Origin of the sequence: Sulfitobacter sp. 1A13679 (assembly GCF_043557115.1) — a bacterium.
Lineage (GTDB): Bacteria > Pseudomonadota > Alphaproteobacteria > Rhodobacterales > Rhodobacteraceae > Sulfitobacter > Sulfitobacter faviae.
On the sequence record NZ_JBIFFO010000018.1, the window covers coordinates 1 to 12,698 of the forward strand.

A 12,698-nucleotide genomic window follows, 5' to 3' on the forward strand; every position below is an offset into this window, starting at 1 on the left:
CGATGGTACTGCGTCTTAAGACGTGGGAGAGTAGGTCATCGCCAAACCTAATAAGTTCCTAGACTACAGTATCTCTCTACGATGATCAGATTAACAAAATCGCCGCAGCTCATAGCTGCGGCGGTTTTGTGTTTGAGGGGGGGTAATCTCCCGACCAGCAAGAACCATATGACGCCCGGTTATCCGAGCCTGTGTTGGGCATCCGCTTGACGCTGCCCGAAGCCCTGTCACAGTAGCGGCGGCAGTCGACGTTGGGAGGCGGGGCATGGATATTGAGACGCTCTTTGGCTTGGAGGGAAAGACCGCTTTGATCACCGGCGGGGCCACAGGAATCGGGCGGATGGCGGCGGAGGCTTTGGTGCGGGCCGGGGCGCGGGTCTTCTTGGCCAGCCGGAACGGAGAGGTCTGCGCGGCGGTAGCCGATGAGCTGAATGCGCTTGGCGCGCGGGGCAGCGCCGAAGGGTTCGTGGGCGATGTGGGGACTGAGGCTGGTGTGGATGCGCTCGTGGCTGAGGTTCAGGCGCGTAGCGATCGGCTGCATATCTTGATGAACAACGCGGGCGTGACTTGGGGTGCGCCCTTGGGGCAGTTCCCTTACCGGGCTTGGGATAAGGTCATGGGCGTCAACGTCGCCGGGCTTTTCGATCTTACGCAAAAGCTGTTGCCGCTTCTTAGCGCCGGGGCCACGGCGGATGATCCCGCGCGGATCGTCAATGTCGGGTCGGTCATGGGGGAGCGCGAGATGGGCGACGGCGCCTATAGCTATGCCGCGTCCAAAGCGGCGGTCATTCATTTGAGTAAAATCCTTGCCAAGGAATTAGCCGGGGAAGGGATCACCGTGAACGCCCTGGCGCCGGGGCCCTTCGTTTCGCATATGACGGCATTCGCCACGGGCGATGAGAAGACGCGGGCCGCGGTGGGGCAGGATGTTCCGCTTGGCCGTGTTGGGCGGGATGAGGATATCGCGGGCTGCATGCTGTTTCTCTGCGGACGCGGCGGCGCCTATGTTACCGGGGCCGTGATCCCGGTCAGCGGCGGCATCAATGTGATGTCGGGACCGAATATTTTTGAAAAGGCACTGTGATGCCGAACGATAGATCCCGAACGGAGACCCCATATGCGTGACGACAGCCATCTACCCCAAGCCCTGCGCGGCCTGCGCCTGCCGCTGGTCGCCTCGCCGATGTTCATTCTCTCGGGACCTGAGCTGGTCATCGCGCAGTGTAAGGCGGGGATCGTCGGGTCTTTCCCGGCGCTGAACGCGCGGGAGGCGGAGGGGGAGCCGCCCTCGCTGGATGTTTGGTTGACCCAGATCACCGAAGCCTTGGACAAGCACAATCAAGAGAACCCCGACCGGCCCGCGGCCCCTTTCGCGGTCAACCAGATCGTGCATCGGTCGAATGCCCGGTTGGAGCGTGATCTTGAGATTTGCGTCAAACACAAAGTGCCGATCTGGATCACCTCCCTTGGCGCGCGGGTTGAGGTGAACGAGGCCGCACATTCCTGTGGCGGGGTGACGCTGCATGACGTCATCAACAACCGTTTCGCACGCAAGGCGATCGAGAAGGGCGCGGATGGGCTGATTGCCGTGGCGGCGGGGGCCGGGGGCCACGCGGGGCCGCAATCGCCCTTCGCGCTGATCCGCGAAATCCGCGAATGGTTCGACGGGCCGCTTTTGCTTTCCGGCGCCTTGGCCACGGGCGAGGGGCTGTTGGCGGCCCGCGCCATGGGGGCCGATCTGGGCTATATGGGCTCGGCCTTCATCGCTACGCGAGAGGCGAACGCCGTGCCGGGCTACAAGGATATGATCGTCTCGGGCGGGGCGGATGACATCGTGACTTCGTCGCTCTTCACCGGGGTGTCTGGCAACTATCTGCGCCCATCGATTGAGGCGGCGGGGCTCGACCCGGACAACCTGCCATCGGCGGATGCTTCTTCGATGAACTTCGGCTCGGGCTCGTCCAAGCCCAAAGCGTGGAAGGAAATTTGGGGCGCGGGGCAGGGGATTGGCGCTGTCAAAGAGATTGGTGGCGCGGCCGACCTGGTGGACCGTATCGAGGCGGAGTATCGCGCCGCTGGCGCAAGGTTGGCAGCGGAGTTCGCACAGTGAGCACGGATACCCAAACCCTGAATGAGGACGCCGTTTGCCGCTGGTTGGAGGCGAACCTGCCGGGCTTTGCAGGGCCGTTGGAGGTCACGAAGTTTCAGGCCGGGCAGTCCAATCCGACATTCCTGCTTTCGACCCCGGCGCATGACTATGTGCTGCGTCGCAAACCGCCGGGTGTGCTGTTGAAATCGGCCCATGCGGTGGATCGGGAGTTTCGGGTGCAGAAGGCTTTGGCGGGCAGTCAGGTGCCGGTCGCGCGGATGCACCTGCTTTGCGAAGACGAGGGCGTCATCGGCTCGATGTTCTATGTCATGGACCATGTGCCGGGGCGCAACTTCAACGATCCCACGCTGCCGGAGCTTACCCCGGCAGAGCGTGGCGCGGTCATGGATGAGATGAATGGCGTGCTGGCCGCGCTGCATGAGGTCGATATCGACGCGGCGGGGCTGTCAGACTATGGCCCGCCCGGCAACTATTTCGAGCGGCAGGTGGCGCGCTGGTCGAAACAATACCGCGCGTCGGAGACCGAGCCGCAGCCGGATATGGATAGGCTCATGCAGCGCCTCAGCGCCGAGCTGCCCGAGGACGACGGGCAGCGCACGTTGGTGCATGGCGATTACCGGATCGACAATATGATCTTCGACACCCATGGCACCGCCTGCCGTGCGGTTTTGGATTGGGAGCTGTCGACCATCGGCCATCCCTTTGCCGATCTCGCCGCCGTTATCATGCAGTGGCAGATGCCCGTGGGGGCCGAGGGGCGCGGTTTGGCCGGGGTGGACCGCAGGGCGCTTGGCCTGCCCACCGATGCCGAATTCATCGCCGCCTATTGCCGCAGGCGCGGGCTGAAGGGCATCGGCAACTTCGGCTATTACCTCGCCTTTTGCTTTTTCCGCATGGCGGCGATCATCCAAGGCGTGTTGAAACGCGCCTTGGAGGGCAATGCCTCAAACCCTGAATACGGGTTGAAATTAGGGCAATACGTCCCGGTTTTTGCGCGCCACGGGCTGGAGGCGCTGGATCGCGACCGCTGAGCGGGCGGCGGGGCGTTTGGCGCTTGAGCTTTGCGGTGAAAACCTGTTGCTAGGGCCGAAACACCCCGGCCCGAAAGGATGACCCATGACCAACGCTGCGCGGCAATTGCTTGATCTGTTGGATATCGAACAGCTTGAGGTCGATCTGTTTCGGGGCACGGGTGCTGGGGGTGAGACCTCGATGCGGATTTTCGGCGGTCACGTCATCGCGCAGGCGCTGATGGCGGCTTACCGCACCGTGCCAGACCGGGCCTGCCATTCGCTCCATGCCTATTTCATCCGGCCCGGCGACCCGAAAATCCCGGTAATCTATCAGGTCGACCGCGCGCGCGACGGGGGCAGTTTCACGACCCGGCGTGTGGTGGCGATCCAGCATGGCAAGCAGATCCTGAACCTCTCCGCCTCTTTTCAGGTCGAAGAGGAGGGGTTCGATTGGCAGCACGAGATGCCGCAGGTTTCGGCCCCTGAGAACTGGCCCGACCGGCCCGAATTGCGCGAGGCTTTTGCCGAAAAGCTGCCCGAGAAATACCGTGGGGACTTCCTGCGCGAGCGCCCCATCGAGATCCGTGAGGTCGAGCCGCGCGATTTCATGACGCCGGAAAAAGTGAGCGACCGCAACTATCTGTGGTTCCGTATGGGGGCCGCCGAAGGGCAGAACCCGGTGATGCAGCACGCGCTGCTGGCCTATGCCTCGGACATGAACCTGCTCGGCTCCTCTCTGCGGCCTCATGGTCTGACGTGGTTTCAGGGCAAGGTGATGACGGCCAGCCTTGATCACGCCATGTGGTTTCACGCGCCGATCCGCTTTGACGAATGGCATCTCTATGCGCTCGACGCGCCATTCACCGGCGGCGCGCGGGGGTTCAACCGTGGGATGATCTACAATCAAAACGGGCAGTTGGTGGCCAGCGTGGCGCAAGAGGGGCTGCTGCGCCCGATCCGGCCCAAGGGGGAGAGCTAAGGGCCGCTAGCTGTCTTTCGCGGCCCCAAAGCGACGGTTCAGCTTGCGCATTCCGCCGATCCAGCGGTCATAATCCTGCGCTTTGCCTTGTATATAGTCGCGCACCTGCGGATGCGGCAGCACCAGAAAGACCTCATCGCGGATCGCCTGCACGCAGGCTTCGGCCACCGGCTCAGGCTCCAGCATGCCGTCAATCGCGGCGACATGGTCCTCCAACCCGCGCATCATCTCGCTCCGGACCGCCTGCGGGCAGAGCACAGAGACCTTGATTCCGTCGTCGCCATAGCTCATCGCCAGCCATTCGGCGAGGCCGACGGCGGCGTGTTTCGTGACCCCATAGGGCGCCGCGCCGACCTGATTGAGGAGCCCCGCCGCCGAGGCGGTGTTGAGCAGATAGCCACCCCCGCGCGCCCGCATCAGCGGCACCAGATGCCGCGCTGCGCGCACATGGCTCATCACGTTGATCTCCCAAATGCGCTGCCAGTCGGCATCCGGGACTTCGACGCCGCCCTCGACCGAGATCCCGGCGTTAGAGCAGAAAAGATCAATCGGCCCGATGCCACGCTCGACGCTGTCGATCAGCGCGACGATCTCCGCCTCGCGCGCGACATCGACGCGGAAGGCCGTGCCGCCGACCTCAGCCGCCGTCGCCTCGACCCCCGCGCTGTCGATGTCCACGCAGACGATATGCGCAGGAGCTTCCTCGGCAAAGCGCAGCGCCAAGGCCCGCCCGATGCCGCTGGCGGCCCCGGTGATGACGATGACGCGGCCCGCGAGATCCATATCAGCTGTCGCTGCCAGAGCCGCGCGCGTTCGACGCCTGAAACGCCTTCACCTCGGCCCGGGCGATCACCTGATGGTGCACCTCATCCGGCCCATCGGCAAAGCGCAGCGCGCGCTGCCATGTGTACATGCCCGACAGCGGGCTCCACTGGCTCATCCCCGTGGCCCCATGCACCTGCATGGAGGCGTCGATGATCTCGCAGGCCTTTTCCGGCACCAGCGCCTTGATCATGCTGACCCAGATGCGCGCCTCTTTATTGCCCAAGACATCCATCGCCTTGGCCGCTTTCAACACCATCAGCCGCATGGCTTCAATGTCGATCCGCGCGCGGCTGATCGTTTCCATGTTCTTGCCAAGGTCGATGATCTTCTTGCCAAAAGCCTCGCGCCCCAGCCCGCGTTCGATCAGCAGGTCCAGCGCCTTTTCCGCCGCCCCGATCGAGCGCATGCAGTGGTGAATCCGCCCCGGCCCAAGCCGCACCTGACTGATCTCGAACCCACGCCCTTCGCCCCAAAGCACGTTTTCGCGCGGCACGCGCACATCGGTGAAACGGATATGCATATGCCCATGCGGGGCGTCGTCATGCCCAAAGACATGCATCGGGCCGAGGATTTCCACCCCCGGCGTGTCCATGGGCACAAGAATTTGGCTCTGCTGGCGGAAAGTCTCGGCCTCGGGTGAGGTTTTCACCATGACGATCATGATTTTGCAACGCGGATCGCCCGCGCCGGAGATATAGAATTTCTCGCCATTGATCACCCAATCGTCGCCATCCAGCACAGCACTGGTGGAGATGTTGCGCGCATCCGAAGAAGCGACATCAGGCTCTGTCATGGCAAAGGCCGAGCGGATTTCGCCGGCCAGCAGCGGCTTCAGCCAGCGCTCTTTCTGTTCAGGCGTGCCGACGCGTTCCAACACCTCCATATTGCCGGTATCCGGGGCGGAGCAGTTCAGGCTTTCCGGCGCCAGCGGGCTTTTGCCCAATTCGGCGGCGATATAGGCGTAATCAAGGTTCGCCAGCCCTTCACCGGTTTCGGCATTGGGCAGGAAGAAGTTCCACAATCCCGCCTCCCGCGCTTTTTGCTTGGCCCCGTCGAGCAATTCCAACTGACCGGGCGCATAGGACCAGCGGTCGGCGCGGCCTTCGCCAAGGCGAAAGAACTCCTCGGTGATCGGATCGACATTCTCGCGGATGTGCTTGATGACCGCCGCCAGCAGTGGCTTGGCCTTCTCCGACATTTCGAGATTGTTCATATCCAAGGTCTGATCGATCATCCTATGCTCCCGGTGATGATGGTTCGCGGTGCCGCCCGGTTCCTCCGCAGGCGGCCCTTTGGGGCGAGCCTATGCAATCGCCGCGGCCTTGCCAATCGCGGGCAGGGGGCGGCAGGCTTGACGCCACGTCATTAAGCCGTTGAAACCCGCGCGCAGGCGCTTAAGTTCAGCCTATGACAGATGCATTGATCAAAGACGTCCTCACCCGCACCCGCCGCATCGCGGTGGTCGGTGTCTCCCCCAACCCTGCGCGGCCCAGCCACTATGTGGCTGAATACCTTGCGCAAAAAGGGTATGACGTGGTGCCGGTAAACCCGGTGCACGCGGGCAAGGAGGTCTTTGGCAAGACTATTGTCGCCACTCTGGCCGAAATCGACCCGCCGGTGCAAATGGTCGATATTTTCCGCCGGTCCGAGGATGTGCCCCCCGTCGTGGACGAAGCGCTGGAGGCTTTTCCCGAGCTTGAGACCATCTGGATGCAAATGGGCATCACCAATGCTGAAGCGGCGGCCAAGGCCGAAGCACGCGGCGTGGATGTGATCCAAGACCGCTGCCCCAAGGTGGAAATCCCACGCCTTATGGGCTGATTATTTCCGCGCGGCCTTTTCGGCAATGCCGGAGGTCGATTGCCGCCGCGCCAACTCATTCAGCACATCGCCTAGCGGCACATCCCGCGCGGCCAGCATCACCAACAGGTGGTAGAGGACATCGGCGGCTTCCGAGGTCAGACCTTTGCGGTCATCCTTCACCGCCTCAATGATCGCTTCGACCGCCTCTTCGCCGAACTTTTCGGCGCATTTCTCTGGCCCGTTGGCCAGCAGTTGCGCGGTCCAACTGCTTGACGGATCGGCGCTTTTGCGGCTCAGAATGGTGGCGTAAAGGTCATCAAGCGTCATGAAAGCCTCATTGGAATGCCAGCGGCGGCCATATGCTGTTTGGCCTCCTGCACGGTATATTCGCCAAAGTGAAAGATCGAGGCTGCCAGCACCGCCGAGGCACCCCCTTCGATCACCCCGTCCACGAGATGATCCAAATTACCGACCCCACCGGAGGCGATCACCGGCACCGATACGGCATCGGAAATGGCGCGGGTCAGGGGCAGGTTGAACCCCTGTTTGGTGCCATCGCGGTCCATCGAGGTCAGCAGGATTTCCCCGGCGCCCTTGGCGGCCACGGTGCGGGCAAATTCCACGGCATCGATGCCCGTGGGCTTACGCCCGCCATGGGTGAAAATCTCCCATTTGCCGGGGCTTACGGTCTTGGCGTCAATCGCGCAGACGATGCACTGGCTGCCAAAGTGATCCGCCGCTTCGGCGATCACATCCGGGTTCGCCACGGCGGCGGAGTTGAAGCTGACCTTATCGGCCCCCGCCAGCAGCAAGGCCCGCACATCCGCCACGGTCCGCACGCCGCCGCCCACGGTCAGCGGGATATAGCAATGCTCAGCGGTGCGGGTAACCAGATCGAACATCGTGCCGCGGTTCTCATGGGTGGCGTGGATGTCGAGAAAACAAAGCTCATCCGCCCCCGCCGCATCATAGGCAATCGCGGCATCCACCGGATCGCCCGCATCACGCAGGCCGACGAAGTTCACACCCTTGACCACACGGCCATCGGCCACGTCGAGACAGGGGATGATGCGGGTCTTTAGCATGGCTCAGCCCTTCAACATCTTCATGGCTTCGGCCAGATCAATCGCGCCATCATAAAGCGCGCGCCCCGAGATCGCGCCCTCGATGACCCCGGTGTCCCGCAACGCGCCCAAGTCTTCGAGCGATGACACCCCGCCCGAGGCAATCACCGGGATCGAAACGGCCCGCGCCAGATCGGCTGTCGCTTCCACATTCGGCCCGCCCATCGCGCCATCGCGCATGATGTCAGTGTAGATGATTGCGGCCACGCCCGCGTCCTCAAAGGATTTCGCGAGGTCGGTGGCCATCACATCGGTCTCCGTCGCCCAACCCTTGGTCGCGACCTTTCCATTCCGTGCGTCGATCCCCACAGCAACTTGCCCGGGAAAGGCGCGCGCCGCCTCGCGGACCAGTTCGGGGTTCTCAACCGCGACGGTGCCCAGAATGACCCGCGCGAGCCCCTTATCCAACCAGCCCTCGATCGTCGCCATATCGCGAATGCCCCCGCCCAATTGCGCAGGCACTTTGCAGGCTTTCAAAATCGCCTCCACCGGGGCGGCGTTCACCGGGGTCCCGGAAAAAGCGCCATTGAGGTCAACGAGATGCAGCCAATCACAGCCCGCTTCGACAAAGCTAAGCGCCTGTGCGGCGGGATCGTCGTTAAAAACGGTGGCACGGTCCATGTCGCCATGCACAAGGCGCACGGCCTGACCGTCTTTGAGATCGATAGCGGGGTAAAGGATCATGGCCGGGCCCTTGTTAGAGAAGTCGCTTTCCTTTTGCACGTCGCCAGGGATTTTGCAACGCGACCCTAGGTCAGTCTTGCCCGATTGAAAGTTGTGGCTAACACTAAAGCCAGATCGGGAGGAGAGATCATGAAACAGCTTTTTGCAGCGGCCCTTCTGGGCCTTGGCCTGACCGGCGCCGCCCATGCCGCGGATCCGGCAGTCGGCACGTGGAAAACCCAAGTGGATGACGGCGCCTATGCCCACGTCAAAATGGCCCCCTGCGGCGGGGCGATCTGCGGCACCATCGCGCGCACCTTCAACGACAGCGGCGAATACAAATCCCCCAATATCGGCAAGACGCTTGTAATCGACATGAAGCCTCAGGGCGGCGGCAAATACGCCGGTAAGGTTTGGCGCCCGTCAAACGGCAAAATCTACATTGGGAAGATGGACGTCTCAGGCAACTCGCTGAAACTCTCGGGCTGCGTCGCGGGTGGGCTGATCTGCTCGAAACAGACCTGGGCGCGCATCAAGTAAGCGCAGTTCACCTCTGCCAAGGTTAGAAGGCGCGGAGCCAGAACTTCGCGCCTTCCTTGCGTTTTGCGTGAGGAAAGCGCAGCGCAGAGGTATTTAAGAAAGGATGAAGATGAAGAGGGTCTTTCTTCATCTTCATCCTTTCTTAAATACCTTCCGACGTTTCAACAGGCGCGGCGCGGGTTAAGGCGCCCAAGTCAGGAAGTTCGAGATCAGCCGCAGGCCGGTGGTTTGGCTTTTCTCTGGGTGAAACTGCATGCCCAGCATCGTGTCGCGGCCGATGATCGCCGTGACTTCGCTGCCGTAGTCGACATGGGCCAGACGTTCGGCGGGGTTGGCGACGGCCATATGGTAGCTGTGCACGAAATAGGTGTGATCGCTGGTTTGCAGCCCGTCGAAGACCGCGTGGTCGTGATCAATCACCAAGTCGTTCCAGCCCATATGGGGGACTTTGAGCTTCGGGTCTTTCGGGGTGATCTGGGTCACCTCGCCACCGATCCAGCCCAAACCGGGGGTGTCTTCATATTCGCGGCCCATGCTGGCCATCAGCTGCATGCCGACGCAGATGCCGAGGAAGGGGCGGCCTTTTTCCTCGACCGCCTCGACCATCGCGTCATAGAGGCCGCCGGCCCCTTTCAGGGCGGCCATACAGGCCGGGAAAGCGCCATCGCCGGGAAGAACCAGACGGTCAGCGCGGGCTACGACCTCGGCATCCGAGGTCACCGTGACTTTGCCTGCGTCATGCTCGCGGGCCATACGCTCGAAGGCTTTATGCGCGGAGTGCAGGTTGCCGGATTCGTAGTCGATGATTGCTGTCAGCATTGGTTTACAAGGCACCCTTGGTCGAGGGGATGGCGTCCGCTTTGCGCGGGTCGGTCTCGACCGCTTCGCGCAGGGCGCGGGCAACGGATTTGAAAGCGGCTTCGGCGATGTGGTGGCTGTTGAACCCGTGGAGCGCGTCGACATGTAAGGTGATGCCGCCATGGGTGCTGAACGCCTGGAAGAACTCGCGGACCAGTTCGGTGTCGAACTTGCCGATGCTGCTGGTGGGGAAATCCACGTTCCAAATCAGAAAGGGCCGCGCGGAGAGGTCGAGCGCGCAGCGGATTTGTGCGTCGTCCATCGCCAGCAGGCAGGATCCGTAGCGGCGGATGCCGCGTTTGTCGCCGAGCGCTTGGGTCAGTGCTTGGCCCAGCGTGATGCCGACGTCTTCGACGGTGTGGTGATCGTCGATGTGCAGATCGCCCTTGGCACGCACCTTGATGTCGATCAGCGAGTGGCGCGAGAGTTGGTCGAGCATATGGTCAAAGAAACCGACGCCGGTTTCATTGTCATAGCTGCCGGTGCCGTCGAGGTTGATCTCGACCGTGATGTCGGTTTCGGCAGTGGTGCGGGTCAGGGTGCTGCGACGCATGGGGCATCTCCGAAGGCAATTGCTGCGCCCTTATAGCAGGGCCTGCCGCCGCGCCAAGCCCAAGCGGTGAAACGCCTTTGAGCAGGGACAGCGCGATCGGGGATTGCGGGGGCAGGGCCCATATGTCAGCTTGAACCAAATCCCAGAAAGAGGCGCGACATGACCACCTGCGTATTCATCCAGATCCGCTGCCGACCGGGCACGACCTATCGTGTGGCCGAAGAGATCGCCCTGCGCGAAATCCATTCCGAACTTTATTCCACCTCAGGCGAATATGATCTTTTGATGAAGCTTTATATTCCGAAGGGCGAAGATGTGGGCGTCTACATCAATGACAATCTGTTGGACATCGAAGGCATCGAGCGGTCTTTGACCACGATGACCTTCAAGGTCTTTTGAGGTGGCGCGCCAGCTCATCCTGACAGCAGCCGTCTGTTCTGTTTTGTCGATCGCCGCGCTCGTGGCCTTTCCCGGCACGGCCACGGCGGGTACGCGGGTCTATGAGGGGCGCGAAGCCGCGGCCCTGCGCTGCGCCAATACGCTGGCGCTGACGGCCGTGGCACTTTCCGCGGCGGAGTTGATTGGCGAGGGGGAGAAGAATGTGATGCTGGGCGTGACCGTGCGCATTCTCGACCGCCATGTTGAGGGGACCTGGGCGCAGAAACGCGCTGCGATGGAGGTGATGCGCGACCGGCGCAGCGTGCCTGACACGCTTGAGGATTACCGCCGCATCGCCGAACGCTGTTTGGTGCAATTCCCCATCAACTGAATGCGAAAACCCGCCCATGAGGCGGGTTTTTCTTGAGGCGATTGCCTTGTCGTCAATGGGCGGCGGAGACGGAGGGTTTCTCGGTCGGGGGGGTGTCGAGCTTGACCTTCTGCCGCATCGCCACGCGGCGGATGGCGCGGTCGAATGTCTTTCTGACCCGCTGAGTGCGGCTGGCATTGGGCTGGATCGGGCCACCGACGGAGAGCATCACCGCCATCGGGCTGTTGTCGTCATGGCGCAGGTCCATGCCGTCAAGCTCCCCTTGGATGAGCACCTCGATCTCGGGCCACGCGGGCAGGCTGTCACCTGTCACGATGCACAGGAGCGTGCCGGATCCGTTATGGGTCATCAGCAGTTGGGGGCAATCGACTACACGCGCGATGGCCTCGGCCGCAGCGGCGATGGCGCGGGCGAATTCGGCGGTGTTGCAGGTCGCGTAAAGCTCATCGATATGTTCGATCTTGGCCGCGAAGACCTGACAGATATCAAGGTGTTGGCGTGAAAGCTGCGACAGGTAATTGCCCAAGGAGAAGGGCAGCACCAATTGATCGACCCCATTGATATGCACAGGATCGGCCAGCGCGAAGTCGTGGACACCGGGCTCGCCCGCGTCTTTCAAATGCTGCGGATCAAGGCGCGGGGCGCGCTGGGTGTTCTCCAACATCCGCTCGGCGATATGCACGCGGGTTGCGATGTCCTTCACGTCGAAAGGTTTGGTCACATAGTCGTTGGCCCCGGCGGCAAAGGCGCTTTCGATCGCAGTCGCGTCGGCGCGCGAGGTCACCATCAGGATCGGCGTGTCTTGATAGGCTTCCAGCGTGCGGATGCGGCGGCATAGGGTGATGCCGTCCATCTCGGGCATCTCGATGTCCAAGAGCAGGCAGTCGAAGTGTTCTTTGGTGGTTTCGAGCAGTTCCAGAGCGGCAGCGCCGGAGGCGGCCAATGTCAAATGGGGGTAATCGGCTTCGCGGAACACAACGGGCAGCAATTCGCGGATAAATGGGTCATCGTCGACAGCAAGAATTTTCATTTTTAGCACCTCTTTCGTGGGGCAGACGGGCAGTCCGGGTGTCTTTATAATCTGTTCATATCTAGTCGTATAAACCCGGCGAAATTGTGACGCTTCTGCACCAATACCTTGTGCCGTTGCATAAATTATTAACCATATTTTGAAGCCTCGCGAAACCATTGAATTGGCGAAGAGAGATGGCCGTGGCCCCTTGCTTTCCCGCATTACGGGAGGTGATTGCGTGGAAATTGTGCAGCCTTTCAGGCGTTATTGGGCGCATCCCAGTGCGAAATCGGGGCGAGAATTTGCGGTTCTTGTGATCGTGCGAATTTCACGCTGCGACTCGCGAGCCAAAAATGAGCGAGCGGGGGAACTTTATCGGCTGTGGTGCGTAACGCCCAGTTGACGCTTTGCCTGTCGCGCGCTCAACTGCGGCGCGATACGTGAAGAGG

Annotated in this window: 16 protein-coding genes; 8 read left to right on the plus strand and 8 right to left on the minus strand. The window is 61.9% G+C overall.

Features of this window, described 5'->3' with window-relative positions:
* Window positions 1-265 precede the first annotated feature (265 nt).
* The 4 genes from ACGYLA_RS14065 to ACGYLA_RS14080 all read left to right on the plus strand — a co-directional run bounded on the left by ACGYLA_RS14065 (window position 266) and on the right by ACGYLA_RS14080 (window position 4,102).
* On the plus strand, window positions 266-1,084 hold the full coding sequence (locus ACGYLA_RS14065; protein WP_394433316.1) for an SDR family oxidoreductase: 819 nt from the start codon (window positions 266-268) through the stop codon (window positions 1,082-1,084).
* Between the two features lie 33 nt (window positions 1,085-1,117).
* Window positions 1,118-2,110, plus strand: coding sequence for an NAD(P)H-dependent flavin oxidoreductase (locus ACGYLA_RS14070; RefSeq protein WP_394433318.1), 993 nt, complete (start codon window positions 1,118-1,120; stop codon window positions 2,108-2,110).
* Entirely contained in the window at window positions 2,107-3,141 is a 1,035-nt protein-coding gene (locus ACGYLA_RS14075; protein WP_394433320.1) for a phosphotransferase family protein, read from the plus strand. Before ACGYLA_RS14070 ends, ACGYLA_RS14075 begins: the two co-directional genes overlap by 4 nt.
* Before the next feature lie 85 nt (window positions 3,142-3,226).
* Window positions 3,227-4,102 (plus strand): acyl-CoA thioesterase II, encoded by an 876-nt coding sequence (locus tag ACGYLA_RS14080; RefSeq protein ID WP_067265201.1) that lies wholly within the window; start codon window positions 3,227-3,229, stop codon window positions 4,100-4,102.
* A 6-nt stretch (window positions 4,103-4,108) separates the two neighbouring features.
* On the opposite strand, the gene ACGYLA_RS14085 is transcribed toward ACGYLA_RS14080, so the two are convergent.
* Both ACGYLA_RS14085 and ACGYLA_RS14090 read right to left on the minus strand, forming a co-directional pair.
* Window positions 4,109-4,885: an SDR family oxidoreductase gene (locus tag ACGYLA_RS14085; protein WP_394433322.1), complete on the minus strand. Its 777-nt coding sequence runs from the start codon at window positions 4,883-4,885 to the stop codon at window positions 4,109-4,111.
* 1 nt (window position 4,886) lies between these two features.
* A complete protein-coding gene (locus tag ACGYLA_RS14090; RefSeq protein WP_394433324.1) occupies window positions 4,887-6,161 on the minus strand; it encodes an acyl-CoA dehydrogenase family protein in 1,275 nt (424 codons plus the stop codon).
* Between the two features lie 173 nt (window positions 6,162-6,334).
* On the opposite strand from ACGYLA_RS14090, the gene ACGYLA_RS14095 reads away from it, so the two are divergent.
* The gene (locus ACGYLA_RS14095; RefSeq protein ID WP_394419186.1) at window positions 6,335-6,748 is read left to right on the plus strand and encodes a CoA-binding protein; all 414 of its coding nucleotides are present in this window, start codon (window positions 6,335-6,337) and stop codon (window positions 6,746-6,748) included.
* Here ACGYLA_RS14095 and ACGYLA_RS14100 read toward each other — a convergent pair whose 3' ends face one another.
* Genes ACGYLA_RS14100 through hisA form a run of 3 tightly spaced genes read right to left on the minus strand, consistent with a single transcriptional unit; the run spans window position 6,749 to window position 8,538 of the window.
* Complete coding sequence (locus tag ACGYLA_RS14100) at window positions 6,749-7,057, minus strand: phosphoribosyl-ATP diphosphatase (RefSeq protein WP_394433326.1); 309 nt, start codon at window positions 7,055-7,057, stop codon at window positions 6,749-6,751. It lies immediately after the preceding gene.
* Entirely contained in the window at window positions 7,054-7,815 is a 762-nt protein-coding gene (hisF, locus tag ACGYLA_RS14105) for an imidazole glycerol phosphate synthase subunit HisF (RefSeq protein ID WP_067265192.1), read from the minus strand. Before hisF ends, ACGYLA_RS14100 begins: the two co-directional genes overlap by 4 nt.
* A 3-nt stretch (window positions 7,816-7,818) precedes the next feature.
* Window positions 7,819-8,538: a 1-(5-phosphoribosyl)-5-[(5-phosphoribosylamino)methylideneamino]imidazole-4-carboxamide isomerase gene (hisA, locus tag ACGYLA_RS14110; RefSeq protein WP_394433328.1), complete on the minus strand. Its 720-nt coding sequence runs from the start codon at window positions 8,536-8,538 to the stop codon at window positions 7,819-7,821.
* Between the two features lie 129 nt (window positions 8,539-8,667).
* Here hisA and ACGYLA_RS14115 point away from each other — a divergent pair, with 129 nt between their 5' ends.
* Complete coding sequence (locus ACGYLA_RS14115; protein WP_394433330.1) at window positions 8,668-9,057, plus strand: DUF2147 domain-containing protein; 390 nt, start codon at window positions 8,668-8,670, stop codon at window positions 9,055-9,057.
* A 180-nt stretch (window positions 9,058-9,237) separates the two neighbouring features.
* On the opposite strand, the gene hisH is transcribed toward ACGYLA_RS14115, so the two are convergent.
* Together hisH and hisB are read right to left on the minus strand one after the other, a co-directional pair.
* Window positions 9,238-9,876, minus strand: coding sequence for an imidazole glycerol phosphate synthase subunit HisH (gene hisH, locus ACGYLA_RS14120; protein WP_394433332.1), 639 nt, complete (start codon window positions 9,874-9,876; stop codon window positions 9,238-9,240).
* Window positions 9,877-9,880: 4 nt separating this feature from the next.
* Window positions 9,881-10,468, minus strand: coding sequence for an imidazoleglycerol-phosphate dehydratase HisB (hisB, locus tag ACGYLA_RS14125; RefSeq protein WP_394433334.1), 588 nt, complete (start codon window positions 10,466-10,468; stop codon window positions 9,881-9,883).
* Between the two features lie 159 nt (window positions 10,469-10,627).
* On the opposite strand from hisB, the gene ACGYLA_RS14130 reads away from it, so the two are divergent.
* Window positions 10,628-10,867, plus strand: a complete 240-nt coding sequence (locus ACGYLA_RS14130) for an Lrp/AsnC family transcriptional regulator (protein WP_007120503.1) — start codon at window positions 10,628-10,630, stop codon at window positions 10,865-10,867.
* Window position 10,868: 1 nt separating this feature from the next.
* Window positions 10,869-11,237 carry a hypothetical protein gene (locus tag ACGYLA_RS14135; protein ID WP_394433336.1) on the plus strand — a complete coding sequence of 123 codons (369 nt, stop codon included), beginning with the start codon at window positions 10,869-10,871 and terminating at the stop codon, window positions 11,235-11,237.
* Window positions 11,238-11,289: 52 nt separating this feature from the next.
* Here the strand turns inward: ACGYLA_RS14135 and ACGYLA_RS14140 are convergent, their stop codons facing one another.
* Window positions 11,290-12,267 (minus strand): PleD family two-component system response regulator, encoded by a 978-nt coding sequence (locus ACGYLA_RS14140; RefSeq protein ID WP_394433338.1) that lies wholly within the window; start codon window positions 12,265-12,267, stop codon window positions 11,290-11,292.
* Window positions 12,268-12,698: the final 431 nt, after the last annotated feature.

Excerpts from the sequence above, each read along its gene's own strand:
- ACGYLA_RS14065 (WP_394433316.1), top strand. The coding sequence starts at position 266 with ATGGATATTGAGACGCTCTTTGGCTTGGAGGGAAAGACCGCTTTGATC.
- ACGYLA_RS14070 (WP_394433318.1), top strand. The coding sequence starts at position 1,118 with ATGCGTGACGACAGCCATCTACCCCAAGCCCTGCGCGGCCTGCGCCTG.
- ACGYLA_RS14080 (WP_067265201.1), top strand. The coding sequence starts at position 3,227 with ATGACCAACGCTGCGCGGCAATTGCTTGATCTGTTGGATATCGAACAG.
- ACGYLA_RS14085 (WP_394433322.1), bottom strand. The coding sequence starts at position 4,885 with ATGGATCTCGCGGGCCGCGTCATCGTCATCACCGGGGCCGCCAGCGGC.
- ACGYLA_RS14090 (WP_394433324.1), bottom strand. The coding sequence starts at position 6,161 with ATGATCGATCAGACCTTGGATATGAACAATCTCGAAATGTCGGAGAAG.
- ACGYLA_RS14095 (WP_394419186.1), top strand. The coding sequence starts at position 6,335 with ATGACAGATGCATTGATCAAAGACGTCCTCACCCGCACCCGCCGCATC.
- ACGYLA_RS14100 (WP_394433326.1), bottom strand. The coding sequence starts at position 7,057 with ATGACGCTTGATGACCTTTACGCCACCATTCTGAGCCGCAAAAGCGCC.
- hisF (WP_067265192.1), bottom strand. The coding sequence starts at position 7,815 with ATGCTAAAGACCCGCATCATCCCCTGTCTCGACGTGGCCGATGGCCGT.
- hisA (WP_394433328.1), bottom strand. The coding sequence starts at position 8,538 with ATGATCCTTTACCCCGCTATCGATCTCAAAGACGGTCAGGCCGTGCGC.
- ACGYLA_RS14115 (WP_394433330.1), top strand. The coding sequence starts at position 8,668 with ATGAAACAGCTTTTTGCAGCGGCCCTTCTGGGCCTTGGCCTGACCGGC.
- hisH (WP_394433332.1), bottom strand. The coding sequence starts at position 9,876 with ATGCTGACAGCAATCATCGACTACGAATCCGGCAACCTGCACTCCGCG.
- hisB (WP_394433334.1), bottom strand. The coding sequence starts at position 10,468 with ATGCGTCGCAGCACCCTGACCCGCACCACTGCCGAAACCGACATCACG.
- ACGYLA_RS14130 (WP_007120503.1), top strand. The coding sequence starts at position 10,628 with ATGACCACCTGCGTATTCATCCAGATCCGCTGCCGACCGGGCACGACC.
- ACGYLA_RS14140 (WP_394433338.1), bottom strand. The coding sequence starts at position 12,267 with ATGAAAATTCTTGCTGTCGACGATGACCCATTTATCCGCGAATTGCTG.